The 24,236-nt window shown below is 66.9% G+C and carries 25 protein-coding genes; 10 read left to right on the top strand and 15 right to left on the bottom strand.

What is annotated here, in order from left to right; all coding sequences use genetic code 11:
- The 6 genes from ACE039_RS30170 to ACE039_RS30145 form a co-directional block, all read right to left on the bottom strand.
- Positions 1–930, bottom strand: a 930-nt coding sequence (locus ACE039_RS30170) for a branched-chain amino acid ABC transporter permease (RefSeq protein WP_485824176.1), incomplete at its 3' end; no start/stop codon positions are given.
- Between the two features lie 31 nt (positions 931–961).
- Positions 962–1,882, bottom strand: a complete 921-nt coding sequence (locus ACE039_RS30165; protein WP_485824175.1) for a branched-chain amino acid ABC transporter permease — start codon at positions 1,880–1,882, stop codon at positions 962–964.
- A gap of 28 nt (positions 1,883–1,910) precedes the next feature.
- Positions 1,911–3,092, bottom strand: a complete 1,182-nt coding sequence (locus ACE039_RS30160) for an ABC transporter substrate-binding protein (RefSeq protein ID WP_448711406.1) — start codon at positions 3,090–3,092, stop codon at positions 1,911–1,913.
- Between the two features lie 60 nt (positions 3,093–3,152).
- Complete coding sequence (locus ACE039_RS30155) at positions 3,153–4,607, bottom strand: 2-hydroxymuconic semialdehyde dehydrogenase (protein ID WP_485824174.1); 1,455 nt, start codon at positions 4,605–4,607, stop codon at positions 3,153–3,155.
- Positions 4,604–5,329, bottom strand: a complete 726-nt coding sequence (locus ACE039_RS30150; protein WP_485824173.1) for a class II aldolase/adducin family protein — start codon at positions 5,327–5,329, stop codon at positions 4,604–4,606. The genes ACE039_RS30155 and ACE039_RS30150 overlap by 4 nt, the downstream gene beginning before the upstream one ends.
- Entirely contained in the window at positions 5,326–6,189 is an 864-nt protein-coding gene (locus ACE039_RS30145) for a VOC family protein (RefSeq protein WP_448711400.1), read from the bottom strand. Before ACE039_RS30145 ends, ACE039_RS30150 begins: the two co-directional genes overlap by 4 nt.
- Positions 6,190–6,337: 148 nt before the next feature.
- Here ACE039_RS30145 and ACE039_RS30140 point away from each other — a divergent pair, with 148 nt between their 5' ends.
- Both ACE039_RS30140 and ACE039_RS30135 read left to right on the top strand, forming a co-directional pair.
- Entirely contained in the window at positions 6,338–7,051 is a 714-nt protein-coding gene (locus tag ACE039_RS30140; RefSeq protein WP_105559981.1) for a GntR family transcriptional regulator, read from the top strand.
- Between the two features lie 375 nt (positions 7,052–7,426).
- Positions 7,427–9,313, top strand: a complete 1,887-nt coding sequence (locus ACE039_RS30135) for an ABC transporter ATP-binding protein (protein WP_485824172.1) — start codon at positions 7,427–7,429, stop codon at positions 9,311–9,313.
- An 85-nt stretch (positions 9,314–9,398) separates the two neighbouring features.
- On the opposite strand, the gene ACE039_RS30130 is transcribed toward ACE039_RS30135, so the two are convergent.
- Positions 9,399–10,022, bottom strand: a complete 624-nt coding sequence (locus ACE039_RS30130; RefSeq protein ID WP_485824171.1) for a LysE family translocator — start codon at positions 10,020–10,022, stop codon at positions 9,399–9,401.
- A 142-nt stretch (positions 10,023–10,164) separates the two neighbouring features.
- Between ACE039_RS30130 and ACE039_RS30125 the strand changes: the two genes are divergently transcribed.
- Positions 10,165–10,647, top strand: coding sequence for an Lrp/AsnC family transcriptional regulator (locus tag ACE039_RS30125; protein WP_105559980.1), 483 nt, complete (start codon positions 10,165–10,167; stop codon positions 10,645–10,647).
- Between the two features lie 11 nt (positions 10,648–10,658).
- Here ACE039_RS30125 and ACE039_RS30120 read toward each other — a convergent pair whose 3' ends face one another.
- Positions 10,659–11,333, bottom strand: a complete 675-nt coding sequence (locus ACE039_RS30120; protein ID WP_105559934.1) for a DJ-1/PfpI family protein — start codon at positions 11,331–11,333, stop codon at positions 10,659–10,661.
- A gap of 66 nt (positions 11,334–11,399) precedes the next feature.
- Here ACE039_RS30120 and ACE039_RS30115 point away from each other — a divergent pair, with 66 nt between their 5' ends.
- Together ACE039_RS30115 and ACE039_RS30110 are read left to right on the top strand one after the other, a co-directional pair.
- Positions 11,400–12,317 carry a GlxA family transcriptional regulator gene (locus tag ACE039_RS30115; RefSeq protein ID WP_485824170.1) on the top strand — a complete coding sequence of 306 codons (918 nt, stop codon included), beginning with the start codon at positions 11,400–11,402 and terminating at the stop codon, positions 12,315–12,317.
- 1 nt (position 12,318) lies between these two features.
- Positions 12,319–12,699 carry a zinc ribbon domain-containing protein gene (locus tag ACE039_RS30110; RefSeq protein ID WP_485824169.1) on the top strand — a complete coding sequence of 127 codons (381 nt, stop codon included), beginning with the start codon at positions 12,319–12,321 and terminating at the stop codon, positions 12,697–12,699.
- Here the strand turns inward: ACE039_RS30110 and ACE039_RS30105 are convergent.
- Together ACE039_RS30105 and ACE039_RS30100 are read right to left on the bottom strand one after the other, a co-directional pair.
- The gene (locus tag ACE039_RS30105) at positions 12,696–13,418 is read right to left on the bottom strand and encodes an SDR family NAD(P)-dependent oxidoreductase (protein WP_485824168.1); all 723 of its coding nucleotides are present in this window, start codon (positions 13,416–13,418) and stop codon (positions 12,696–12,698) included. The genes ACE039_RS30110 and ACE039_RS30105 overlap by 4 nt on opposite strands.
- The gene (locus ACE039_RS30100; RefSeq protein ID WP_485824167.1) at positions 13,415–14,410 is read right to left on the bottom strand and encodes a Bug family tripartite tricarboxylate transporter substrate binding protein; all 996 of its coding nucleotides are present in this window, start codon (positions 14,408–14,410) and stop codon (positions 13,415–13,417) included. The genes ACE039_RS30105 and ACE039_RS30100 overlap by 4 nt, the downstream gene beginning before the upstream one ends.
- Before the next feature lie 122 nt (positions 14,411–14,532).
- Between ACE039_RS30100 and ACE039_RS30095 the strand changes: the two genes are divergently transcribed.
- The 4 genes from ACE039_RS30095 to ACE039_RS30080 all read left to right on the top strand — a co-directional run bounded on the left by ACE039_RS30095 (position 14,533) and on the right by ACE039_RS30080 (position 19,353).
- Complete coding sequence (locus ACE039_RS30095) at positions 14,533–15,573, top strand: cyclase family protein (RefSeq protein ID WP_313463737.1); 1,041 nt, start codon at positions 14,533–14,535, stop codon at positions 15,571–15,573.
- A gap of 3 nt (positions 15,574–15,576) precedes the next feature.
- A complete protein-coding gene (locus tag ACE039_RS30090) occupies positions 15,577–17,193 on the top strand; it encodes an AMP-binding protein (protein ID WP_485824166.1) in 1,617 nt (538 codons plus the stop codon).
- Between the two features lie 2 nt (positions 17,194–17,195).
- Entirely contained in the window at positions 17,196–17,939 is a 744-nt protein-coding gene (locus ACE039_RS30085; protein WP_310033583.1) for a GntR family transcriptional regulator, read from the top strand.
- 142 nt (positions 17,940–18,081) lie between these two features.
- The gene (locus tag ACE039_RS30080; protein ID WP_485811319.1) at positions 18,082–19,353 is read left to right on the top strand and encodes an ABC transporter substrate-binding protein; all 1,272 of its coding nucleotides are present in this window, start codon (positions 18,082–18,084) and stop codon (positions 19,351–19,353) included.
- Here ACE039_RS30080 and ACE039_RS30075 read toward each other — a convergent pair.
- From ACE039_RS30075 to ACE039_RS30060, 4 genes are all read right to left on the bottom strand, one after another.
- Positions 19,310–19,951 (bottom strand): DsbA family protein, encoded by a 642-nt coding sequence (locus tag ACE039_RS30075; protein WP_485824165.1) that lies wholly within the window; start codon positions 19,949–19,951, stop codon positions 19,310–19,312. The two genes, ACE039_RS30080 and ACE039_RS30075, sit on opposite strands and share 44 nt — an antisense overlap.
- Before the next feature lie 7 nt (positions 19,952–19,958).
- On the bottom strand, positions 19,959–21,287 hold the full coding sequence (locus ACE039_RS30070; RefSeq protein WP_310033575.1) for an MFS transporter: 1,329 nt from the start codon (positions 21,285–21,287) through the stop codon (positions 19,959–19,961).
- 43 nt (positions 21,288–21,330) lie between these two features.
- Complete coding sequence (locus tag ACE039_RS30065; protein WP_448709101.1) at positions 21,331–22,116, bottom strand: aldolase; 786 nt, start codon at positions 22,114–22,116, stop codon at positions 21,331–21,333.
- A 137-nt stretch (positions 22,117–22,253) separates the two neighbouring features.
- On the bottom strand, positions 22,254–23,129 hold the full coding sequence (locus ACE039_RS30060; RefSeq protein ID WP_105560246.1) for a LysR family transcriptional regulator: 876 nt from the start codon (positions 23,127–23,129) through the stop codon (positions 22,254–22,256).
- Positions 23,130–23,272: 143 nt separating this feature from the next.
- Here ACE039_RS30060 and ACE039_RS30055 point away from each other — a divergent pair, with 143 nt between their 5' ends.
- Positions 23,273–23,722: an NUDIX hydrolase gene (locus ACE039_RS30055; RefSeq protein ID WP_485824164.1), complete on the top strand. Its 450-nt coding sequence runs from the start codon at positions 23,273–23,275 to the stop codon at positions 23,720–23,722.
- Positions 23,723–23,749: 27 nt separating this feature from the next.
- On the opposite strand, the gene ACE039_RS30050 is transcribed toward ACE039_RS30055, so the two are convergent.
- A partial coding sequence (locus ACE039_RS30050; protein ID WP_485824163.1) for a class I SAM-dependent methyltransferase occupies positions 23,750–24,236 on the bottom strand: 487 nt, incomplete at its 5' end.

The following is a 24,236-nucleotide window of genomic DNA, read 5'->3' as shown; positions in this document are numbered from 1 at the left end:
CAGCCACGCCAGCGACCGGCCGTAGCCGCCCCGGGCCAGCATCGCGATCACCACCACCACCGGCCCCATCAGCAGCATCCAATGCTGGGTCACGCTCTTGAAGGCCTCTTCCAGCAGCAGGTACGCCACCGCGCCGAAGATCGGACCCAGCACATTGCCCAGGCCCCCGATCACCACCATGACGATCAGTTCGCCGGACACCGGCCACGACATATAGCTGGGCGACGCGAACGCGGTCAGGTTGGCCAGCAGCAGGCCCGCGATGCCCGTCAGCACGCCCGAGGCCACATAGGCCGCCAGCCGCACGCCGAACACCGAATAGCCCAGCGCGTCGACCCGCCGCGGATTGGCGTGCGTGGCCCGCAGGATCATGCCGAAAGGCGATCGCCGCAATCGCAGCATCGCCAGGCTGGCCGCCAGCAGCAGCGCCCAGGCCGCCCAATACACGGGCTGGCTGCCGCCCAGGTCGAACAGGCCGAACGCGCTGGCCTCATAGATGTTCAGTCCGTCGTCGCCGCCGTACTCGCGCAGGCTGACCGCCAGGAAATAGAACATCTGCGCAAAGGCCAGCGTGATCATGATGAAACCGATGCCCGAAGTACGCAGGCACACCGTCCCGACCACCAGGGCGACCAGCGCGCAGACCCCGATGCAAACGGCCAACTGCACCCAGCCATTGCCGACGCCGTAGAAGCTCAGGATGCCCACCGCATAACAGCCCAGGCCCAGGAACATGGCGTGGCCGAAGCTCACCAGGCCGGCAAAGCCCAGCACCAGGTTCAGCGCCAGCGCCGCCAACGCGTAGATCAGGATGCGCGCGCCCAGCGTCACGTAAAAGGGTTCGCCCAGCCACTGCGCCACGAACGGAACGGCGGCCAGGACCAGAAACAGCAGCGGCAGCGCCCAGCGCCGGCCAATAGGTTCTTGCATGATCGATTGCCCCTGTGCAGTGGCGCGCGGCTTAGCGGCGCGCCGAAAAGACCAGGCCTTGCGGGCGGACCGCCAGCACCACGGCCATGAGTACGTAGATCAGCATCGACGCCAGCGCCGGCCCCACCGCATTGGCGACCGGCGCGTCGAACACGGCGCGCAGCAGGTCCGGCAGGAAGGCGCGTCCCAGCGTGTCGATCATCGCGATCAGCAACGCGGCGATCAGCGTGCCGCGCACCGAACCGATGCCGCCCACCACGATCACCACCAACGCCAGGATCAGCACCGGTTCGCCCATGCCCGACTGCACCGACAGGATCGGCCCCGCCAGCGCGCCCGCCACGCCGGCCAGCACCGCCCCCAGCAGAAACAGCAGCGTTTTCAACAGGTCGACGTTGGCGCCCAGCACGCTGGCGATGGGCGCGTTGCTGGCCCCGGCGCGGATCAGCATGCCGAAGCGCGTGCGCTGAATCAGAAACCACGCCCCCACGGCCACCAGCGCGCCGATCCCGATGATCATCAGCCGGTACACCGGATAATCGCTGCCGAACAGACTGACGGCGCCCTCCAGCCCCTGCGGGATCGCGGCGTAGTACGGCCGGCTGCCCCAGATGACCGAAGCCAGCTCATTGAAGAACATCATCAGCCCGAACGTGGCCAGCACCTGGTACAGATGGTCGTGCCGGTACAGCGGCCGCGCGATCAGCCGTTCCAGCACCACCCCGACGAACGCGCTTCCCGCCACGGCGGCCAGGATCGAGAACGCGAACGAACCGCTGGCGTTATAGGCCGTGGCCCCCAGGAAGGCGCCGATCATGTAGAGGGAACCGTGCGCCAGGTTGATGAAATTCATGATGCCGAAGATCAGGGTCAGCCCCGACGACATCAGGAACAGCAACGCACCCAGTTGCAGGCCATTCAGCAATTGCGACAACAGCAGCGATCCATTCATCGGACGTCTCCCGAGGGCCGCGGGCCCTTCACTTCAGCGGGCAGTCCGCCACGTAGGCGTCCTGATGATCCGTCAACACCGTGGCAAGCTGTTTCAAGCCGATGCCGTCGCCTTCCTTCACCACCTGGTAGGCATACAGGTTCTGCACCGGCATGTTGTTGGTGTTGAAGCGGAACTTGCCGCGCACCGATGGAAACGTGGCGCCCGCCGCCTTCACGGCGGCCGCCAGCGATTTGCTGTCGCCCACTTTTCCGCCCTGCGCGCGCACGGCCGCATCCAGCAGGTAGGCCGCGTCGTAGCCGCCCACGGCATACTCCGACGGCAGGCGGCCGTACCTGGCCTTGAAGGACTCGACGAATTTCCGGTTCTGCGGGTTGTCCAGCGTGGTGGCCCACGGCGTGCCGTAGATGGCGCCCACGGCCTGCTCCTTCAACGCGGTCAGGGTGTTGGAATCGATCAGGCTTTCCGAAAAGAACGGCAGCTTTTCCATCAACCCGGCCTGGCGCAGCTGGCGCACGAAGTTCACGCCCACGCCACCGGTATAGAAGGCGAACAGCGCATCGGGGCCGGCCGACTGCATGCGCGAGATCTCGGCCGAATAGTCCAGTTGCCCCAGCTGCGTATAGACCTCGTCGGCCGGCGACGCGCCGTAGAAACGCTTGAAGCCCGCCAGCTTGTCCTTGCCCGCCTGGTAATTCGCCGACATCAGATACGCGCGCTTGTAGCCCTGGTCTTTCACGTACTTGCCCATGGCCTCCGACATGCTGTCGTTCTGCCACCCCAGCACGAACAGATTCGGCAGACACATGCGGCCGGCGATCGGCGCCGGACCGGCATTGGTGGACAGCGCCACCACGCCGGACTCCTTGATGCGCCGCAGCTCGGCCATCAGCACATTCGAAAAGCCCAGCCCGACCATCACGTCGACCTTGTCCTTTTCGATGAATTTCTGCACGATCTGCGCGCCCACATCGGGCTTGAGCTGATCGTCGTCGCGGATCACCACCGCCTTTTGTCCGCCCAGGCTGCCGCCCAGCTGTTCGATGCCCAGCATCAGTCCGTCGTACTGGTCCTGGCCCAGCGCCGCTTGCGGTCCGGACAGCACGCCCGTGAAGCCGATGCGTATGTCGGCGCGCGCCGGTTGCGGCGCCACCACGGTCAGGGCCGCCGCCGCAGCCAGCGCGGCCAGGCTGCTTGGGATTGCTTGCATGAAATGTCTCCTTGGGGTTTGGGCGGCGGCGCCGTTCTGCGCGGCGCCTGCCTTGACGCGTCAGCGCTTCACGCAGACATTGCGCAGCTCGGTGTAGAACTCCAGCGAATGCACGCCGCCTTCGCGGCCGATGCCCGATTGCTTGGCCCCGCCGAACGCCGTGCGCAGGTCGCGCAGGAACCACGAATTGATCCAGCAGATGCCCACGTCCAGCGCCGCGCCTAGCCGGTGGGCCGTGCCGACATTGCTTGTCCATACGGTCGCGGCCAGGCCGTAAGGCGTGGCGTTGGCCAGGGCGATGGCTTCTTCTTCCGTATCGAACGGCGCGATGTGGCAACACGGCCCGAAGATCTCCTGCTGGATGACCGCCGACGATTCCGGCAGGCCGGTCCAGACGGTGGGCTGGATCCACGCGCCGGCGGCCAGGCCGTCCGGCATGTCCGGCACGCCGCCGCCCGCCACCACGTTTGCGCCTTCTTCCTTGGCGCGGGCGTAAAAGCCCAGCACCTTGTCGCGATGGCGCTGCGAAATCAGGGGCCCCAGGTTCACGCCCGGGTCCTTGGGCCGGCCCAGCTTGAAGCCGCGCGCCTGCGCGCCCAGCGCCGCGACGAAACGCTCGAAGATGGGGCGCTGCACGTAAACGCGCTCGGTGCCCAGGCAGACCTGCCCCGTGTTGTCGAACGCCGCCCGGGCGATGCCCGCCACGGCGCGGTCGAAATCGGCGTCCGCGAATACGATGCCCGCGTTCTTGCCGCCCAGCTCGAACGACACCGGCCGCACGCCCACCGCCGCCGCCTGCATGATGGCTTCGCCGGTGCGGGTCTCGCCGGTGAACGTGATGCCATCCACCAAGGGATGGCGGCTGAGCTTTTCGCCCGCCGAGCCCGGCCCGAACCCATGGACCACGTTGTAGACGCCGGCCGGCACCCCGACGTCGTTCATGACTTCGCCCAGCAAGGTGGCGGTGCCCGGCGTGTCTTCGGACGGCTTGACCACGACCGTATTGCCGCAGGCCAGCGCCGGCCCGACCTTCCAGGTCATCAGCAGCAACGGCAGGTTCCACGGACAGATCACCCCGATGACCCCGCGCGGCACGCGCACGCCGTAGTTCAGCGCATGGCCGCCGTCAGGCGTTTCCAGGTCGAAGGTCTCGTTGGGAACGTTGCGGATCAGGTCCGCGAAGATCTTGAAATTGGCCGCCCCGCGCGGAATGTCCAGATGGCTGGCCAGGTCGTATGGCTTGCCGGTGTCGGCGATCTCGGCGTCGACGAAATCATCGAAGCGGCGGGTGATGCCGTCGGCCACCGCATGCAGCAGTTCCACCCGCTGCTGGGTTTTCAGCTGGCCCCAAGGGCCGCGTAGCGCCGCCTTGGCCGCCCGCGCCGCGGCGTCGCCTTCTGCGTCGCCCGCCTCGTGCACCCGCCCGATCAGCCGGTTGTCGACCGGATCGCGGTTATCAAAGGTCTTTCCCGTTTCGACCCAGCGGCCGTCGATGAAATTGCGGAAATCGGTCATTGCGCTCTCGGTTGTGACAGGTCGGCCAGCGCGCCCTCGGGGTCGCCGGCGGTCAGGAATTCCCACATGCGTTCATAGATGCGTCCCGTGCCCACCGCGCGGACAGCGGCCTCTTCGGGCGACAGCACGGGCGCCCCGTCGGCCAGCCCTGCGGCGCGCAACTGCCATTCGATGCGGGCGGCGTCTTCCAGATACCAGGTCAGCACGGTGGCATGCATCAACGACTCGGCCGCCACCACGGCGCCGTTGCCGCGCATCGCGATCGCGCTGGCGGCGCCCAGCGTCTGGGCCACGCCACGCGCCTGCGCATCGGTACGCACCAGTTGAGGGTCGTCCCACAGCGGCACGGCGGGCGAGAAATAAGCGCCCATGCCGTGGCGTGGCGCGGGCGTGACGCGCGCCGAAGACAGGGTCATCACCGTGGGCGGCATGGAACGCACCACGCCCCCGACATCGGGACGCAAACGATAGATGTGCTGATGGATGCGCACTTCGCCCAGCACGCCGTCGGGCAACTCCCCGTGCACCGGCACCACCGTGCCCGCCTCGCCGGGCGTGATCAGCCCCATGGGCCGCGCCGCGCACACCAGGAAATGGCCCGCATCCAGCCGGCTGCTGCAATGCCCGTAGGCGTGGACCAGATCGGCCCGCGCCAGCGCGCGCGCGGCGACGCGCACCAGCGCCTCCTGCCCGCCGCTGGCGTCCTTGCGCACCGCGCTCATGTCTTGAACTCCGGGATATCGGGCTTGGCGCCCCACATGCAGAACGATGACGGCACCGCCGGGAAGCTGCGGGGCCGGTGGGTCTTTTCCTCTTCGGCGCTGATCAGCCGCACGCCGGTGGAGTATTCGTAGATCATTCCGTCCGGGCCGTCGAAATACAGAAACATCGCGCCCGAGGTCGGATGGCGGCCGGGGCCAAAGCGGATTGGCACGTTCCATTCGCGCAGCTGATACCAGGCGCGCATGATGTCGTCGATGCTCTCGACCTGATGGTTGATGTGCTGCACGCCCGGATACGTCGACGGGAACAACGCGATCTTGTGATGGACTTCATCGATGCGCAGCAGTGGCGCCTCGCCGATACGGTCACTGACGCGGGCGGATAGCAGCCCCGTCCAGAAGGCTTCATCGCGCCGCGGGTCCAGGGTGCGCAACCCGATGTGCGAGAACCCTGTGACGCCGGCGTCGCGGCCAGGGAAATATCGCCGGCCGCTGTGGTGCGGCGCCAGCACCAGTTCGATGCGGTTGCCGGACGGGTCGGTGAATTGCAGGAAATCGCGCACATAGCGCTGCTCGGCGTCTTCACGGCGCCCGGCGGCCACCAGATAACCGCTGCGTTCCAGCACGGCGCCGGCGCGCTCCAGCTCTTCCGGCGAATCCACCTCGAACGCGGCCGTATGGTCGCGCGGATCACCTTCGAAATAGCAAAGGGTGTGGTCGCGGGAATCGGACTTGAAGTACGCCGCCCCATGTTCCTTGCGGGCAAGCTCCAGCCCCAGCACCGTGGTCGCGTAGCGCACCGCGGCCTCCAGATCACGGGTGCCCAGCCGGACGTACCGGATGTCATGTAGCCGTATCACTGCTTGTCTCCTGGTGCGCCTGCCGCCGGCTGGTGCCGGGGGAATTTTTCCGCAGGATGGCGGCGCTTTTTTCTACGATAGGCAGCGCAAATCTCGAAGTCAACAATTTTTATCGAGATTTTTTCGGCGTAGTGCTACAGTGTTCTTCATGTCAGACGGCACCCCGCTCCCCTCGCTTGCCCATACCGCGTCGGCCAACACGCTGGTGGGCACGGCCTATGTCAACCTGCGACGCGACATCATCCAGGGCAAGCATCCGCCGGGTTCGCGCCTGCGCGTCGAACACCTGAAGGACGACTACGGCGTGGGCGCGGGCACGCTGCGTGAAGCGCTGGCGTTGCTGGTGTCCGATGCGCTGGTCATCGCACAGGGACAGCGCGGCTTTCACGTCACCCCCATTTCGCTGGACGACTTCCGCGACATCACCGAAAACCGGGTGTTGCTGGAAACCGAAGCGTTGCGCCAGTCGATCGCCGTGGGCGACGACACCTGGGAAAGCGCGGTGCTGGGCGCCTTCCATCGCCTCAGCAAAGCGGAACAGCGCCTGGCGGCCGATCCCGAGGCCCGCTTCGAAGAATGGGAGCAACGCAACCGCGAGTTCCACCGCGAATTGATCAGCGCCTGTCCGTCGCGCTGGATGCACCACTTCCTGGGCATCCTGTATCAACAGGCCGAGCGCTACCGCCGCCTGACAGTCACGCGCAAGCCCATCGCGCGCGATCTGCACGATGAGCACCAGGGCATTCTTGACGCCACGTTGGCGCGCGATGCCGACCAGGCCTGCACGCTACTGGCGGCCCACATCCGCCTGACTTACGAGGCCGTCGCGCAACTGCCCGCGGACCTGTTCACGTCGGCGTGATCCGCCGAATGCCAAGTTGAAAAAAACCCACACTCGGCATGGCGTGGGCGCCGCCCCCGTTGATTCGCCTACATCACTTCTATAGAATCAGCAATACGGGCCTTTGCTCATTTCCTTTTTTCGTCCACTCAAATCACCGACAGGGAGGCTGCATGATGACTCACCCCATGCTCAACGCCGTCCCGCGCGTGTCCCCGCGACGCCATTAAGTCGTCGCCCGCGCGGATCCATCGCTAGACCGTTACCTGGCGACTGGTCCTCCGTGCCCGCTCCAAACCCCTGAACGCAGTTGCCGGTGCCTTGAGCATCCGGCTTGTTATCCCCTCTTTCCTCACAAGGACATCCTGGCGTGTCTTGTGCCGCCGGGCCATTGTTATGGCTAGAAAAAAAATAGACTTTCGAGGACAGGCCTTTAAGGATGTCCTGGGCTTTACCTTCCGCCACTGGAGGCTGCAACCCTGGCGCACGCTTGTCATCGTGCTGCTGGCGCTGCTGTCGGCCGTGGCCGATATCCTGACCCCGATGTACGCGGGCCGACTGGTCGACGCCGTCGCTTCGGGCTCAAGCGGCAACGACCTGGCGTGGAACGCCGCCATCACGGCCTTCTGGCTGCTGGTGGCGCTGGGCGTGGGCGGCACCCTGCTGCGCCAGGCCGTGTTCCAGAACATCATCACCTTCACGTTGAAGATGATGAACGGCATTGTGTCCAACGCCTTCTACCGCGTGCAGCGCTTTTCCACCGACTGGCATGCCAACAGCTTCGCCGGATCCACGGTGCGCAAGATCACGCGCGGCATGTGGGCCGTCGACATCCTGAACGACACGCTGCTGGTCGCGCTGCTGCCGTCCATCGTGATGCTGGTGGGCGCCACCGCGTTGCTGGGCGCGCACTGGCCGCTGATGGGCCTGGTGGTGGGCCTGGGTTCGGTGCTGTACATCGCCGTCACCGCCGCGCTGTCGCTCGGCTTCGTGGCGCCGGCCGCGCGCCTGGGCAACGCCTGGGATACCCGCATGGGCGGCGCGCTGGCCGACGCCGTCAGCTGCAACGCGGTCGTCAAGGCCTTCGGCGCGGAAACGCGCGAGGAAGTCCGGCTGGACCGCGTGGTCAACAAATGGCGCAACCGCACGCGGCGCACCTGGGTGCGCGCCACGCTGAACGGCGGTATCCAGGGCGCGATGCTGGTGGCGATGCAAGCGGCCATCCTGGGCGCGTCGCTGCTGCTGTGGTCGCGCAACCAGGCGACCGTGGGCGACATCACCTTCACGTTGACGATGTTCTTCGTGCTGCAAGGCTATCTGCGCGACGTGGGCATGCACATCCGCAACCTGCAGCGCTCGGTCAACGACATGGAGGAACTGGTGGCGATGGAACGCCAGCCTCTCGGCGTGTCCGACCAGCCCGGCGCAGGCGCGATCCGGATCACCGCCGGCGAAATCCGCTTCGAAGACGTGACCTTCCGTTATGGTTCGCACAACACCGCGCTGTACGACAAATTCTCCGCGCGCATCGCGCCGGGCGAACGCGTCGGGCTGGTGGGCCATTCGGGTTCGGGCAAGACCACGTTCATCAAGCTGATCCAGCGTCTGTATGACGTGAACGACGGCCGCATCACCATCGACGGGCAGGATATTGCCCGGGTGAAGCAGGCGTCGCTGCGCAGCCAGATCGCCATCGTGCAGCAGGATCCGGTGCTGTTCCACCGCACGCTGGCGGAGAACATCGCCTACGCGCGGCCGGGCGCCACCCAGGCCCAGATCGAGCAAGCGGCCAGGCTGGCCAGCGCGCACGACTTCATCATGTCGCTGCCCAAGGGCTACGACACGCTGGTGGGTGAGCGCGGCGTGAAACTGTCGGGCGGCGAACGCCAGCGCGTGGCCATCGCGCGGGCGTTCCTGGCGGATTCGCCCATCCTGATCCTGGACGAGGCGACCTCTAGCCTGGACAGTGAAAGCGAAGTGCTGATCCAGCAAGCCATGGACCGGCTGATGGAAGGCCGCACCACGCTGGTGGTGGCGCACCGCCTGTCGACCGTGCGCGCGCTGGACCGCCTGCTGGTGATGGATCGTGGCCGCATCATCGAAGAAGGCAGCCACGATGCGCTGATCCGCTTGAAGGGCGGCCTGTACCGGCGCCTGTTCGAACGCCAGGCGCTGGAATTGACCAAGGGCATGACGCCGGCGGAAATGTTGCAGGACGGCGCCACGCCGCCTGCCGTCAAGGAAGAAGACCTGGACGAAGACGCCTACGCGTTCGGCAAGTAAGCGGCCTGGCCGCTTTGGAAAAGGGCCTGCCGCGGCGACGCGTCAGGCCCTTTGTTCATGCTGGCAAGCACCACCCCTATGCGCTTCAGGCAGGGCGTTGCGCGAAGGTCAGCCGCAAGCCGAAGCCAATCAGCGCGGTGCCAAAGACCACGCTCTGCACCTTCTGTGCGCGCGGGCTGGACGACATCCAGCGCCCCACCGCTCCGCCCGCCAACGCGCACACGACGTCGAACGCCAACCCGAGACTGACCAGGATGACGCCCAGCAACGCGAACTGCGGGCCGATCGGCCCGTGGGCCGGCGACACGAACTGCGGCAGCAGCACCGAGCAGAACAGCAACGCCTTGGGGTTGAGCACGTTGGTCAGCACGCCGGCAAGCAGCGCGCCGCCCCAGCCGGCCCCGCGCGGCGGCTCCTGGCCGGCGGCATCGAATGCGACGGGTCCGGCGCGCAGCAGCCGCACGCCCAGCCACATCAGATAAACGCCGCCCACCGTGCGCGCGGCGTCGAACGCCCAGGGGTGGGTCTTGAACAAGGCAGCCAGCCCCAGCGCTGCCAGCGTCACATGGGCGGCGCGCGCGATGGCCAGCCCGGCGGCCACCGCCAACGCCTGTCCGCGGCCACGCAACACCCCGGTTTCCAGCAACAGGATCATGTCCGGCCCAGGCACCACGTAGACAATCAGCAACGCCCCAAGAAACATCGCCATATCGGCCATCACCGCGCTCCCACGCATGCTCGTCAAGGCGATCATTCTAGGAAAATCGGGCTGGCATGTGCTTGCGATTCATGCCAATCCCGCTACCATGATTGGCATATTCAACTTACACGCCACTGATTTTTCCAAATCCATGCCAAAACACGTGCTGGACGCCTATGACAGGCGCATTCTCGAGGCATTGCAGCAGAATGGTCGCCTGACCAATGTCGAGCTTGCCGAACAGATCGGCCTGTCGCCCTCGCCGTGCCTGCGCCGCGTGCGCATGCTGGAAGAAGCCGGCGTGATCCAGGGCTACGAAGCCCGGCTGGCGCCGGACGAAGTCGGTCTGGGACTGACCGTCTTCGTCGGCGTCAAGGTGGAACGGCACCACGAACGCGACGCCGAACAGTTTCGCAAGGAGGTCAGCGCGCTGCCGGAAGTGATCGCCGCGCATCTGGTGTCCGGTGAGTCCGACTTCCTGTTGCAAGTCGTGGTGCCGGACCTGCGCGGCTACGAACGCTTTCTGTTGGGCACGCTTCTGAAGCTGCCTGGCGTGAAGGACATCCGCAGCAATTTCGCCATCCAGACCGTCAAGCCCCAAAGCCCGCTGCCGCTGGATCACCTGGGCAAATAGCGCGCCGCGGCCTACGGCATGGCCGCCGCGGCCTGCTCCACCGCGGCCCGCCGCCGCTCGAAGCGCGCCTGCGACCGCTCCAGGTAGCGCTCGACCACGGCCGGCTCCGACGTTTTGGGCGTACCGCCGGGAAACGGCGGCTTGGGGTCGTATTCGATCTGCAGCTGGATCAGCTTGGCCACGTCGTCGCCACATAGCGCCGCCACCACTTTCAGCCCCATGTCGATGCCCGACGTCACGCCGCCCGCGGTATAGAGGTTGCCGTCCACGCACAGGCGTTCTTCGCTGGGCGTGGCGCCAAAGTACGAGAGCAGTTCGCGCGCCCGCCAATGGCTGGATGCCCGCTTGCCGCGCAAGAGGCCCGCCGCGCCCAACAGCAGCGACCCCGTGCAAATGCCGAACAGATATTGCGCGCCCAAGCCCTGCCGCCGCGTGAACGCCACCCACTCGGGGTCGACAATGGCATCATCCGTGCCCGGCCCGCCCGGCACGACAAGCAGATCGCAGGGCGGCGCGGAGGCCAGCGTCTGGGTGGGCACGAATTGCAATCCGCGGTCGCAACGCACCGGATCGCGCGTTTTTGCGACAAAATCCACGGTGAAGCCCGGCGCATTCGCCAGGACCTCATAGGGACCGGTCATATCCAACTGGGTCAGCCCTTCGAACAAGAGAAAATTCACATGCATGACGATGCTCCCTCAAGAACGCCAGTGCCCAGCATAGGCGGACGCGCCCGCTCCGTTGCGCCACAAATGCCGGAAAATGCGCCACGGCGCGTGCTGTTCATGCTGTTCGACGGCTTTCAGCCGCTGGACCTGGCCGGCCCCTGGCAGGCATTCAGTTCCGCCAACGAAGAGGCGGGAAAGCCCCTCTACCAGTTGAACACCATCGCTGCCACCCCCGTCGTCAGCACCTGGGAGCAAGGGCTGCGCATGCAGGTGGACGGCACCTTCGAGGATGATGGCGACGCCCCGATCGACATGCTGGTGGTGCCGGGCGGCCCGGGTGTCGACCGCGCCAGCGCCCACGGGGAAACGCGCGCCTGGTTGCGCCGCCGCGACGCTGGCGCGGCGCGCACGTGCAGCGTCTGCACCGGTGCGTTCATCCTGGCCGCGGCAGACCTGCTCCACGGCCTGGCCGTCACCACGCATTGGCGCTCGGCGGACCGGCTGCGCCAGCGGTACCCCACCCTGCGCGTGCAGGACGACCGCATTTTCATCGAAAGCGGCAAGTACTGGACCTCCGCGGGCGTCACCGCGGGCATCGACCTGGCCTTGGCGCTGATCGAACGCGACCATGGCGCGGCGCTGGCACAGCAAGTGGCGCGCCGGCTGGTCGTCTTCATGCGCCGCGACGGCGACCAGCGCCAATACAGCCAGACATTGCGCCTGCAGGATCGCGTGGCTGCGCCGTTCCGCGATCTGGTTGAAAAGATCGAAGCCCGCCTGTCGGCACGCTGGTCGGTGGACGACATGGCGGATGCCTGCCATATGTCGCGGCGCACGTTCCAGCGTAAATTCGCGGCGCATTTCGGCGTGGCCCCCACCGAAGTGCTGCGGCGCCTGCGCGAAGAACGGGCCGGCGCGCTGCAAAGCGCCGGAAAAATGCCGCGCAAGGCGGTCGAACGCCATGTAGGCCGGTTCCACGACCGGCCGGATACGCGGGCCTGACATGCCGATCACCGACACCCCCTGCCCGGAATGCGGCCATCCCCAGGCGTCCCGCACGCAGGGCATGAGCCTGATCGCGGAATGCGTGCATTGCGGCTGGATGGTGGCCACGACCAACCCGTACCACCCCTTCCATGACCGCACGCCCTACACCGTGCGCGCACGTCCCCTGGACATCACGCGGACCACGGCCATCGCCCGCCTGTCGGCGACGTTGGGCATCGGCATCCACGCGGCGCGCGCCATCCTCGACCACGACTCGCCCGTGGCGGAAAACGTCTACGCCTTTGATGTGATCCGGCTGCACAAGCTGCTATGGCCGCAAGGCCTGTCGCTGCAGATCACGCCGGCATTCACCTGGGAACTGGACGACAGCCTTTAGCCGGCCAGTCCCACGGATATGCCGCCGCACACGTACAGCAACTGCCCCGTGATGAAGCCCGCACGCGGGTCCAGGAACATGGCGACGCTGTGCGCCACCTCTTCCGGCCGCCCGACGCGGCCCACGGGGATGGACGCTTCCAGCGCCAGCGTCCTGGGCTGGCCCGGCGGATTCGACTGATTGAACAGTTCGGTCGCGATCGGCCCCGGCGACACGGTGTTCACGGTAATCCCGTCGGCCGCCAGCTCCAGCGCCCAGGTGCGCGTCATGCCGGCCAGCCCGGCCTTGGACGCCCCGTAGGCCGTCCGGCCGCCTTTGCCCAGCGCGGCACGGCTGCCGATGTTGACCACTCGGCCATAACCTGCCTGACGCATGCCGGGCAACAACGCCTGCAACAGCAGCACCGGCGCCGTGAGGTTCAAGGCCATGGTGCGCAGCAGGTCTTCTTCCGACACCTCATCGATGTTGGCAACCTGGATCATCCCGGCGTTGTTGACCAGATGCAGCACGGGCCGCTCGGCCGCCAGCTCGCGGGCCGCCTGGCGGGTCGCGGTCGCATCGCCCAGGTCGACCGAACGGAACGTTTCGCCGGGCAACGCCTCGTCGGGCGGCCGGCGGCTGAAATTGACGACCTGATAGCCGTCCTGAAGCAGCCGCGCCACGATGGCGCGGCCGATGCCCCGGCTGCCGCCGGTGACCAGTGCGATGGGGGTGTTCATTGCGCGGTGATTCCTTTTTCCTTGATGAGGCCGCCCCATTTCTTGCGTTCGTCGCGTTCGAAGGCGGCCAGGTCGCTGCCGAAAAGCGTACCGGGTTTGGCGCCCATGGTGGCGAACTGGGTCGCCACGGCGGGACTTTGCAAGCCGCTGCGGGCCGCGTCGATCAATTGCTTGACTACCGGCGCCGGCGTATCGCGCGGGGCGTACAGGGCGAACCAGGCCGTGACGTCGAAACCCGGCAGGCCGGATTCGGCGACGGTGGGCAGATTCGGCACGGAAGGGTCGCGCTGGCCGGAGGTGACCGCCACGCCACGCACCAGACCGCCGTCCTTGATCTGCGCGAGCGCGCCCGGCAGGTTATCGAACAGCAGGTCCACCTGGCCGCCGGCCACGGCCGGCAAGGATGCCGACGTGCCCTTGAACGGCACATGCAGCATCGTCACCCCTGCCATGGACTCGAAATACGCGCCCGTCAGATGGACCGACGAGCCGATGCCCGGCGACGCGTAGGTCAGTTTCTTGTCCGGCGATTGCTTGGCCGCCTTGATGACGTCGGCCACCGTCTTGTACGGCGACTTGGCGCTGACGGCGATCACGTTGGGCGTCGTGGACACCAGCGCGATCGGCACCAGATCGCGTTCGGGGTCGAACGGCATGTTGCTGTAGAGAAACGGGTTGATGGTTTGCGTGCCGATCGTGCCCAGGCCCAGCGTATAGCCGTCCGCCTTGGCCCGGGCCACGTAGGCCATGCCGATGTTGCCACCCGCGCCCGGCTTGTTTTCCACCAGCACCGTTTGCTTCAGGCCGGGCTGCAAGGCATTGGCGATGGCGCGGCCGAACATGTCCGCGCCGCCGCCCGGCGGATACGGCACGACGACGGTGACGGGATGGTCGGGATAGCCGGCGGCATGGGCCGCGGGCAGCGCCGCGGCGGCCAGGGCGGCAGTGGCCAGCCAGCGCCGCGCGGCGCGCGGATGCTCGGATTGCGTCATGGATTTGTCTCCTATCGAACCCGCTGATTGCGGATTTCTTCTTAAGGCTTTCGAGGATACTCAAAGTACGTAAATACGTACTATAGTTATAAAAACACAGAAAACGGATAGGAGACAAGCAAATGAAACGCTGGACGCAACGCCCTGAAGGATCCACCTGGGGCGACTTCGGGCCGGATGACGAACTTGGCCGGTTGAACCTGCTGACGGAAGAAAAGGTGCTGCAGGCGGTGCGCGAAGTGCGCGCGGGCAAGGTGTTCTGCCTGTCGCTGCCGCTGGACCTGCCGGGGGGCAATGTGCTGAATCCGCGCCGGCACGCGCCCACGCTCAAGCCGACGTTCCGCGAAGGCACGCCCTATCTGAACTTTGCGATGTCCCAGGTGCAGCCCGAGGCCGTCGACGTGCTGTCGGACGACCAGGTGACCCTGTCCATGCAGTACTCCACGCAATGGGACGGCCTGTGCCACGTGGGCGCCCTGTTCGACATCCAGGGCGACGGTGAACCCCGCCGCGTCTACTACAACGGCTACGCCGCCGGCGTGGACGTATTCGGCGGCGCAGACCCCGACCCTTCCAGTGACGCCTGCTGCCCGCCGGGCGGCTCGTACGCCCGCAAGCTCAGCGTCAGCCGCTATGCTGAAAAGGGCATGCAGGGCCGTGGCGTGCTGGTAGACCTGGCGCGGGCGTTCGGCACCGGCCGCACGCTGGTGGGCCACGAGCAATTGCAGGCCGCGATGCGCGACCAGAACGTAGTCGTCGAGCCCGGCGACATGCTGGTGCTGCGCACGGGTTTCGCCGAAAGCCTCGTCGCCATGAACGGCCAGCCGGACCCGCACGCGCTTGAACAGACCGGTGCCGTGCTGGATGGCGCAGACGCCGCCTTGCTGGCCTGGATCACGGCCAGCGGCGTGGCCGCCCTGTGCGCGGACAACTATGCGGTGGAATCCTACCCGGCGCGCACGTCCGGCCCCGGCCATTCGATCCTTCCGTTGCATCACCATTGCCTGTTCAAGCTGGGCGTGCCGCTGGCGGAACTCTGGTATTTGAAGGACCTGGCCGATTGGCTGCATGCGCAGGGACGCAACCGCTTCCTGCTGACCGCACCGCCCTTGCGCATGCCCGGCGCCGTGGGCTCCCCCGTGACGCCGATCGCCACGGTGTAAGCCATGCACATGCCGATCTCGACATTCTCCGGCCATCTGGACGGGCTGGCCGCACGCCGCCCCGACGCAACCCTGCTGATCGACCAGGACCAGCGGATCAGCGCCGCGCAACTGCGCGCGCGCAGCCGGGGACTGGCCGCCGGGCTGGCCCGCATCGGCGTGCAGCCCGGCCACCGCGTGGCGGTCTGGTTGCCCAACGGCGCCGCCTGGGTGGAATCGTTTCTGGCCTGCGCGCACCTGGGCGCCCTGGTGCTGGCCGTCAACACGCGTTTCCGGGCATTGGAAGTGGCCGACATCCTGGGCCGCGGACAAGCAGACTGGCTGGTGTTCTGGCCCGGGTTCAAAGGCATCGATTTCCAGGGCATTCTTGACGGCGTCGACCCCGGCCAATTGACGCGCCTGCAAGGCGTGGTGGCGCTGACCGAGGCGGATGAACCTACCCCCGCCACCATCGCGGGCAAACCGGCGCACCGCTATGCGGACGTGCTGGCCACGGCCGCCCCGCCGCCGGCCGCGCACGGCAACGCGGGCGTGCTGTGCTTCACCACGTCGGGCACCACCTCCAAACCAAAGTTCGTCCTGCATGACCAGCAGACCCTGTTGCGCCACGGCGCGGCGGTGGCGCAGGCATTCGGCTACGACGACGGCAGCTGCGTGCTGGCCAGCGCGCCGTTTTGCGGCGCATTCGGCTTTGCGACACTGGTGGGCGGCCTGGCCCAAGGGGTGCCCGTCGTCTGCGCGCCGGTGTTCAACGCGGCGCAGTCGGCCGAGGCCGTGGACCGCTACGCCGTCACGCATACCTACGCCAACAACGAGGCGCTGGTGGGCATGATGCAGGCCGCGCCGCCGGGCGCCTTCGCCTCGGCGCGCCTGTTCGGCTTCGCCAGCTTCACGCCCGCGCTGGACAACATGCTGGATCTGGCCCGCGAGGCCGACGTGCCGCTGACAGGCCTGTACGGGTCCAGCGAGCTGATCGCGCTGGTGGCAGGCCAGCCGCGCGACCCGGCCGACGGCGACGTGTCGGCGCGGCACCAGCCCGGAGGCAAGCTGGTCTACCCCGAAGCCCGCGTGCGCGCCCGCGATCCCGAATCGGGGCAGGTGCTGCCCCACGGCGAGTCCGGCGAAATCGAGATCCTGTCGCCCAGCCTGATGCAAGGCTATCTGGACAACCCCGAGGCCACCCGCAACGCCGTCACGGACGACGGCTATTTCAAGACCGGCGACCTGGGCTATACGCTGACGCCACGCCAGTTCGTGTTCCAGACGCGCATGGGCGATTCCCTGCGGCTGTCCGGCTTCCTGGTGAACCCGGTTGAAATCGAACAGGTGGTCGAGACCCTGCCCGGCGTGCGCGCCTGCCAGGTGGTGGGTGCCATGCGCCACGGCAAGACCGTGCCCTACGCATTCGTGCTGCTGCAGGAAGGCGCCACGGCCGACCCCGAGGGCTGGACGGCCGCCTGCAAAGCCGCCATGGCCGGTTTCAAGGCGCCTGTGGGCTTCACCGTCCTGGACGCGTTCCCGTCGGTGGAAAGCGCCAACTCGGTGAAGATACAGAAGCACCGCCTGCGCGACATGGCGGAGGCTATGCTCTCGGATTCTTCACCGCCGCCTGCCCCCTGACCATGTCCGCCCGCAAGCTTTTCTCGCACAGCCCCCAGCCGCTTTATCTGCAAGCGGCGGCGCTGTTCCGCAGCCATATCCAGAACCGCACGTGGCGGCCGGGCCAGCAGATCCCGCCGCTGGAATCGCTGATGGAAACCTATGGCATCTCGCGGGCGACCATCCGGCAGGCGTTCGGCCTGCTGGAGCAAGACGGGCTGATCCGGCGGTCGCGCGGGTCGGGCACGTTCGTCAATGCCGAACTGCCTGAAACCCCGACGCTGCTGATCCCCAAGACCTGGGCCGAAACGGTGGAACTGAGCAATCAGCTGGGCACCGTGTCGCTGGTGGAATCCAGCGCCGATTCCCCACTGCCGGACACGCTGGGCATGCCTTGCGGCGCGGACCGCGGCGGCAGCTTCCAGTACCTGCGGCGCGTGCACACCACCGACGCGGGCCCCTTTTGCTATAGCGAGGTATTCCTGGAAAGCGGCCTGTTCCGCAAGCACCGCGCCCGCATCCAGAAAAGCACCGTCGCACCCGTGCTGGACCAGTTCTACGGCGCCCGCATCACGGAAGCGCGCCAGGTGCTGAACGTCATCGAAGCCGGCCAGGAATCCGCGGAATCGCTGCGGATCCCCGTTTCGTCGCCGGTGGCCGAACTGCGTCGCTATGCCTGCATCGACGGCCGCGTGGTCTATTTCGCGCGGCTGGAGTTCCCCTTCCGCAAGGTGCGGATGGAATTCGACCTGCTGACCCAGCGTTGACCCCGCCACCCCAATCCCGACCACCCAAGGAGCCCATCCCGCCACCACGCCCCCGTTTCGCGGCCAGACCCAAATAGAGCGCGGCATCACGCCATCAAGCGCCAGCAGGTTCCAGACAGATCCGGCACAAGAGGAGACAACCATGGCTAACGCCAACACGCCCCGGATTTCATTGCATTGCCGCAGCACGCTTACCCGCTTGTTCACCACCACCGCCCTGGCGGCCGGCATTGCCGCGGCCATGACGGCCCCGGCAACCGCCCAGCCTGCCGCCATCTCTGACGACATCGTCCGGCTGGGCCTGATCCTGGACATGAGCGGCGTCTACGCCGACGTGACCGGCAAGGGCAGCGCCACGGCCGCTGAAATGGCCATCGCCGACTTCGGCGGCACGGTGCTGGGCAAGAAGATCGACCTGATGGTGGTGGACCACCAGAACAAAGCCGACATCGCCGCCGCCAAGGCGCGCGAATGGTACGACACCCAAAAGGTGGATGCCGTCATGGACGTGGCAGGGTCGGCGCCCGCGCTGGCCGTGCTGGAAGTCGCCCGCGAGAAGAAGAGAATCGTCGTCTTCAGCGGCCCCGGCACGGAACGCATCACCAACGACCTGTGTTCGCCCTATTCCGTCCACTACACCTACGACACCTGGTCGCTGGCCAACACCACCGCGCGCGCCACCGTCGAAAAAGGCGGCAAGACCTGGTACTTCCTGACGGCGGACTACGCTTTCGGGCACACCCTGCAGGCTTCCGCCACCGAAGTCGTCAAGGCCAACGGCGGCACGGTGCTGGGCGCCTCGCGCCATCCGCTCGGGTCCAGCGATTTCGCGTCCTACCTGTTGCAGGCGCAGTCCAGCAAGGCCCAGGTCATCGGGCTGGCGAACGCGGGCGGCGACACGGTGAACGCCATCAAGGCGGCCAGTGAATTCGGCCTGACCAAGGGCGGCCAGAAAATGGCGGGATTGCTCTTGTACATCAACGACATCCACGCCATCGGCCTGGAAGCCGCCGCCGGCCTGACCCTGACCGAAGCCTTCTATTGGGACATGAACGACCAGACCCGCGCCTGGTCGCAGCGCTACTACGACAAGCTGAAGAAGATGCCCAACATGAGTCAGGCGGGCACGTATTCATCGGTGATGCACTACCTGAAGGCGGTGCAGGCGGCCGGCACCGACGAGCCCACCGCCGTGATGAAGCAGATGAAGTCCCTGCCCATCAACGACTTCTTCGCCACCAACGGCCGCATCCGCGAAGACGGCCGCATGGTGCACGACATGTACCTGTTTGAAGTCAAGCAGCCGTCTGAATCCAAACGGCCGTGGGACTACTACAAGCTGGTGGCGACGCTGCCGGGCGACCAGGCGTTCATGCCCCTGTCGAAGTCGACCTGCCCGCTGGTGAAGAAGTAAGGGGCGACGGGGCGAGGGTTTCCTCCAGCATGTCCAGCCGGTCCTGCCCCCAGAAAACCTCGCCCCGGAACACGTAGGACGGCGATCCGAAGACGCCGGCCTTGACCGCGTCGTCCGTGTTGCGGCGATACGCGGCGTCGATGGCGGGGGCCTGCGCCGCCGTCAGCAAGCGGTCGGCCGGCAGACCCAGCCGTTCCAGCACGCCACGCAAGACGGCGGGGTCGGAGATGTCCTGTTCGTCCACCCACTGCGCTTTCAGGATCGCCTTGTACAGCGCCGGCACCGGCGTGTCGGCAAGGTCCGCCGCGATGACGATGCGCGAGGCCAGCCCCGCATCCGGACACATGTGCGCCGGCTGCGGGTTCACGTGAACGCCCAGCTTGCGGCACCAGCGCGCCAGCTCCGCCACGCGGTAGGCCTGCCGTTCGGGCGAGCGCTGCCCCAGCAGCACGCCGCCCGTGCGCGAATAGACATCAGGCAGGTCCACGGGCAGGTATCGGATCACCGCCTGCTGCCGGGCGGCGAGCGCTTCAAGCCGGTCGGCGCCCAGATAGGCCCAGTCGGAGTTCATCCAGAAGTAATAGTCGATCGTCTTCATGGCGTTCTCAGGTCCTTGCCGCCGAAGGCACGCGCAGCGCGGGATGCGCGGCGGCCTCGCCCTGCATGCGCCAGGCGCTGATAAAAGCGACCACGCCCAAGGCGCTCAGGTACCAGACCACGTACTTGGGATCGCCGCCGCCCTTGGCCAGCAGCCACGTCGCGACGATGGGCGCCAGGCCGCCCCCGATGGCGCCGGACACCTGCACCGCCAGCGAAATGCCGGTGTACCGCACGTGCGCCGGGAACTGGCTGGAGAACAGCGTGCCCTCGGGCCCGTACAGGCAGGCGTACACCAGCCCCACCGCCAGGCAAACCGCCACGATGATCCCGCCTTTGTCACCCGATCCCAGCAAGTTGAAAAACAGCGGCGCGCAGATCAGGATGCCCACCGTGCCCGCCATGAACACCCACTTGTGGCCGATCTTGTCGCCCAGCACGCCGAACAGCGGCATCGTGAACAACGCAAGCGCCGCTCCCCAGATCGTGGCGTCCAGCATGACCGAACGCGGGATGCCCAACGTACCGGTGGCGTAGGCCAGCGAAAACGTCACGACCGTGTAGAACCACGTCACCTCGGCCAACCGCGCGCCCACCACCACCAGCAGCGCGCGGCGATGGTGCTTCAGCACTTCGGCCACCGGCACCTCGACCTTGGCGCCCTTTTCGCGCATCTGCTCGAAATCGGGCGACTCGGCCACTTTCACGCGGATGAACCATCCCACCAGCAGCAGCACCACACTGGCCAGGAACGGCAGGCGCCACCCCCAGGCCAGCATGTCCTCTTCCGGCAGCGCGGCCACCGCGCCCATCGCCAGCGACGACAAAATCAGGCCGGGCGCCACGCCGGCTTGCGGCAGGCTGCCGAAAAATCCCTTCTTGCCCTCGGGCGCATGCTCCACCGCCATCAGCACCGCGCCGCCCCATTCGCCGCCCACCGCGATGCCTTGCAGGAAACGCATCAGCACCAGCAGCACGGCGGCCCAATAGCCGATCTGCTCATACGACGGGATCAGCCCGATCAGGATGGTGGGCACGCCCATCAGCAGCAACGTGATCAGCAGCATGGACTTGCGGCCGATCTTGTCGCCGTAATGGCCGAAGATCACGCCGCCCAGCGGCCGCGCGAAAAAGCCCACCGAATACGTGGCAAAGGCCGCCAGCGTGCCCGTCAACGGGTCGAAAGCGGGAAAGAAGATCTTGTTGAAAATCAATGCGGCAGCCGTGCCGTACAGGAAGAAGTCATACCACTCGATCGTGGTGCCCATCATGCTGGCAAGGCCAGCCGTCACATAATCGCGGCGCGAGCGCGCAGCCGCAGGCTTGGTCGTCATCATCGTGACTCCCCTTGAAAAAGTCTTGATCGGATCGTCGGCGGAATCAGGCTTGGGGCTGCGGCAGCGGCGCGATGCCGTGCGTCTGCCTGGCCCAGTAGTTGAACGTGGCGCGCACGATCGACGGCTTGAGCAGGTAGTCGTGCGCCTCGCGGGCCAGGGCGTCATCCACCGGCGTCAACGGTCCGAAAGCCTGGGCGCGGATCTGCATGCGCGCCGCGCGCTCCAGGTACACCGACAGATACGTTGCTTCCTCGCAGGAAGCGGCCGCCGTCAGATAACCATGGTGCGCCAGGATGATGGCGCGCTTGCGCCCCAGCGCCTCCGAGATGATCACCCCTTCCTGATCCGCGATCGGCACCCCGGGCCATTCGCCCAGGAACGCGCAATCATCGTGCAGCGGCGTCATATCCATCTGCGAGATCACCAACGGCTGGCGCGCCGCGGCCAGCGCGGACGCCCAGGGCGAATGCGTGTGGATGATGGACTGCACGTCGGGCCGCGCTTCGTAGACCCACAGGTGGAAACGGGTGGCCGGGTTGGGCATGCCGTCGCCCGTCAGGGTGTGCAGGTCGCGGTCGACTTCGATGAAGTCGGCGGGCGTCGCCTCATCGAATCCCAGGCCGAAGCGCAGGGTCCAGTACGCGCCCGGCCGATCCGAGCGCACGCTGATCTGCCCGGCCAGGCCCGCTTCCTGCTCGGTCATCGCCAGGATGCGGCAGGCGTAGGCCATGGTTTCCTGCGTGCTGCGGGGCACGGCCTGTAGATGGCGCGCCATTTCCTGCGTGGCGCGGGTGTCGAAATACGTTTTTTCTCGCAATGCGGTTGTCATGGGTTCCCCTTGATGTCCTTTGCTTTCGGCGTCGATGGACGCCGCGCAAGGTCAGGACAGTATGGAAACCACCGCGCCATAGAGCCATGCAGCCAGGCTCATAGCTGCTATTCGGCCAGCTGCGGCGAAGCCAGCCGCTAGGCCGCGGCGATGCGGTGCGCGCAGGCCAGCAGCTCGGCGACCAGCGGCAGCGGCTGGCGCTGGCCCGGGGTGATCGCCACCACCCGCCGGCGCAGGACCGGGCTGCGGATGCCCACCTTGCGCAAGCCGTAGTCGGTCAGCAGCTTATCGGGGATGCGCGACGGCAGAATACAGGCGCCCACGCCCGAAGACACCAGCTTGAGCATGGCGTCGATGGTTTCGGCCTCGGCCATGAATTCGGGCTGCAGGCCCGCGCTGTGGATCATCTTGCGCAGCGCGTAATGGGGCGGAAAGCCGACCAGCCGCAATGGCATGCCGCCCAGATCGACCGCGTCGGCCAGCGGCACGTCCTGGCGCACGATCAGGCACATCTCGTCGTCGAACAACGGCGTGGACGTCACCGTGTCCGACGCTACCGCCGCGTCATAGACGAAGCCCACATCGGCCTTGCCGCTTTCCACCAGCGCCACCACATCCGGCGAGCTGCGGCCCATCACGGACAGGTTCACGTGTTCGTGGCTGCTGACGAAGCGGGCGACGACCTCGGCCATGAAGTAGTAGCTGAGCGTGTGCACGGTGGCAAGGCGCACGGTGCCGTGGGTCACGCCTTCGCGCTGGCGCACCGTGTCGACGACGCGGTCGATGCTCTGGTAGGCGGGCTGGATGCCGTCCAGCAGGCGGCTGCCCGCCTCGGTCAGTTCCACGCCGCGGCCCGTCCGCGTGAACAGCGGCTTGCCGACATGCGCTTCCAGCGCAGCCAGTTGCCGGCTCAGGCCGGATTGCGTCTGGTCCAGGTCTTCGGCGGCGCGCGACAGGGATTTCAGTTCCGCGATCCGCACGAAATAACGTAACTGCCGGTCCGGCGTGTCCATGGCGCTGCCCCTATATTCTGATCCGACGCGCTCGTCTCAAGCGCGGCTACAGTGTGCCCAAGGAAGCCGTCCGGCACCACGGGGATTTGCGCTAAATGACAGGAAGCGTACCCTTTCAAGCTATCCCCACGCCGGAACGCCGCATGACCGCTCCCATTACCCCACCCATCGCCCGCCCCATTCCCGCCACCATCGCCGCCGTCATCCGCGACGGCCACGTGCTGCTGGTGCGCCGCGCCAACCCGCCCGACGAAAACTGCTGGGCTTTTCCCGGCGGCAAGATCGATGCCGGCGAAGCCATCGAAGCTGCGACCGTGCGCGAACTGTTGGAAGAAACCGGCGTGGTCGCCGAACCGCTGCATGTGTTCGACGCGGTGGACGTCTTCGACCGCGACGAAACCGGCGCCTTGCGCCGCCACTTCATCCTGATCGCGGTCCTGTGCCGCTGGCAGTCCGGCGAACCGGTCGCGGGCGACGACGCGCGCGACGCCCGCTGGGTACCGCTGGCGGAACTGGAAGGGCACGAGCTGGCCATGAGCTTCGGCGTGGCCAGGCTGGCGCGCAAGGCGGCGGCGCTGATGGCCGCGATGTGACGCGGCGGCCCACGCCCCCGTGAACCCTCAACCGCCAACCGGCAGGGGCCTGGCCTTGATCCACAAGAACATCGGCAGCCGGGTCCATTGCCGCCACTGCGCCGTTGGCGCCTGGTCCGGCTGCGGTTCACGCAGCGATACGATGGCCAGGCCCGCCGCTTCCAGCGCCGCCATGTAGTCCTGCAACGGCAGCGACCAGCCCGCGAAATGCATGCTCAGGCCGTCACGCGTTTCCTTGCCATCGAAGTGTTCGCGCCCGTAGTACGTGCCGTCCACCACGAACGGCGCGTCGGCCTCCGGCCCTGCGAAGCGGCCACGGTCGCGGAAGGGGTGGACGATGGAAATGAACAGCGTGCCGCCCGGCTTGAGCACCCGGCGCGCTTCGCGCAAGGCGGCCGGCACGTCGTCCACATCCATCAGCACGTTGTAGGCGATCACCAGGTCGAACTCGCCGTCCGCGTAGGGCAGCGAGTGCGCGGGCGCCACATCGTAATGGTCGGCGGAATCCGCGGCG

Source organism: Achromobacter maghribensis, from assembly GCF_057334215.1.
This window is presented reverse-complemented; position numbering and strand designations above follow the sequence as displayed.

What these genes read in the sequence shown, in the direction of transcription:
- ACE039_RS30165 (WP_485824175.1), bottom strand. Translation starts at nt 1,882, where the DNA reads ATGAATGGATCGCTGCTGTTGTCGCAATTGCTGAATGGCCTGCAACTG.
- ACE039_RS30160 (WP_448711406.1), bottom strand. Translation starts at nt 3,092, where the DNA reads ATGCAAGCAATCCCAAGCAGCCTGGCCGCGCTGGCTGCGGCGGCGGCC.
- ACE039_RS30155 (WP_485824174.1), bottom strand. Translation starts at nt 4,607, where the DNA reads ATGACCGATTTCCGCAATTTCATCGACGGCCGCTGGGTCGAAACGGGA.
- ACE039_RS30150 (WP_485824173.1), bottom strand. Translation starts at nt 5,329, where the DNA reads ATGAGCGCGGTGCGCAAGGACGCCAGCGGCGGGCAGGAGGCGCTGGTG.
- ACE039_RS30140 (WP_105559981.1), top strand. Translation starts at nt 6,338, where the DNA reads ATGTCAGACGGCACCCCGCTCCCCTCGCTTGCCCATACCGCGTCGGCC.
- ACE039_RS30135 (WP_485824172.1), top strand. Translation starts at nt 7,427, where the DNA reads ATGGCTAGAAAAAAAATAGACTTTCGAGGACAGGCCTTTAAGGATGTC.
- ACE039_RS30130 (WP_485824171.1), bottom strand. Translation starts at nt 10,022, where the DNA reads ATGGCGATGTTTCTTGGGGCGTTGCTGATTGTCTACGTGGTGCCTGGG.
- ACE039_RS30125 (WP_105559980.1), top strand. Translation starts at nt 10,165, where the DNA reads ATGCCAAAACACGTGCTGGACGCCTATGACAGGCGCATTCTCGAGGCA.
- ACE039_RS30120 (WP_105559934.1), bottom strand. Translation starts at nt 11,333, where the DNA reads ATGCATGTGAATTTTCTCTTGTTCGAAGGGCTGACCCAGTTGGATATG.
- ACE039_RS30115 (WP_485824170.1), top strand. Translation starts at nt 11,400, where the DNA reads ATGCCGGAAAATGCGCCACGGCGCGTGCTGTTCATGCTGTTCGACGGC.
- ACE039_RS30110 (WP_485824169.1), top strand. Translation starts at nt 12,319, where the DNA reads ATGCCGATCACCGACACCCCCTGCCCGGAATGCGGCCATCCCCAGGCG.
- ACE039_RS30105 (WP_485824168.1), bottom strand. Translation starts at nt 13,418, where the DNA reads ATGAACACCCCCATCGCACTGGTCACCGGCGGCAGCCGGGGCATCGGC.
- ACE039_RS30100 (WP_485824167.1), bottom strand. Translation starts at nt 14,410, where the DNA reads ATGACGCAATCCGAGCATCCGCGCGCCGCGCGGCGCTGGCTGGCCACT.
- ACE039_RS30095 (WP_313463737.1), top strand. Translation starts at nt 14,533, where the DNA reads ATGAAACGCTGGACGCAACGCCCTGAAGGATCCACCTGGGGCGACTTC.
- ACE039_RS30090 (WP_485824166.1), top strand. Translation starts at nt 15,577, where the DNA reads ATGCACATGCCGATCTCGACATTCTCCGGCCATCTGGACGGGCTGGCC.
- ACE039_RS30085 (WP_310033583.1), top strand. Translation starts at nt 17,196, where the DNA reads ATGTCCGCCCGCAAGCTTTTCTCGCACAGCCCCCAGCCGCTTTATCTG.
- ACE039_RS30080 (WP_485811319.1), top strand. Translation starts at nt 18,082, where the DNA reads ATGGCTAACGCCAACACGCCCCGGATTTCATTGCATTGCCGCAGCACG.
- ACE039_RS30075 (WP_485824165.1), bottom strand. Translation starts at nt 19,951, where the DNA reads ATGAAGACGATCGACTATTACTTCTGGATGAACTCCGACTGGGCCTAT.
- ACE039_RS30070 (WP_310033575.1), bottom strand. Translation starts at nt 21,287, where the DNA reads ATGATGACGACCAAGCCTGCGGCTGCGCGCTCGCGCCGCGATTATGTG.
- ACE039_RS30065 (WP_448709101.1), bottom strand. Translation starts at nt 22,116, where the DNA reads ATGACAACCGCATTGCGAGAAAAAACGTATTTCGACACCCGCGCCACG.
- ACE039_RS30060 (WP_105560246.1), bottom strand. Translation starts at nt 23,129, where the DNA reads ATGGACACGCCGGACCGGCAGTTACGTTATTTCGTGCGGATCGCGGAA.
- ACE039_RS30055 (WP_485824164.1), top strand. Translation starts at nt 23,273, where the DNA reads ATGACCGCTCCCATTACCCCACCCATCGCCCGCCCCATTCCCGCCACC.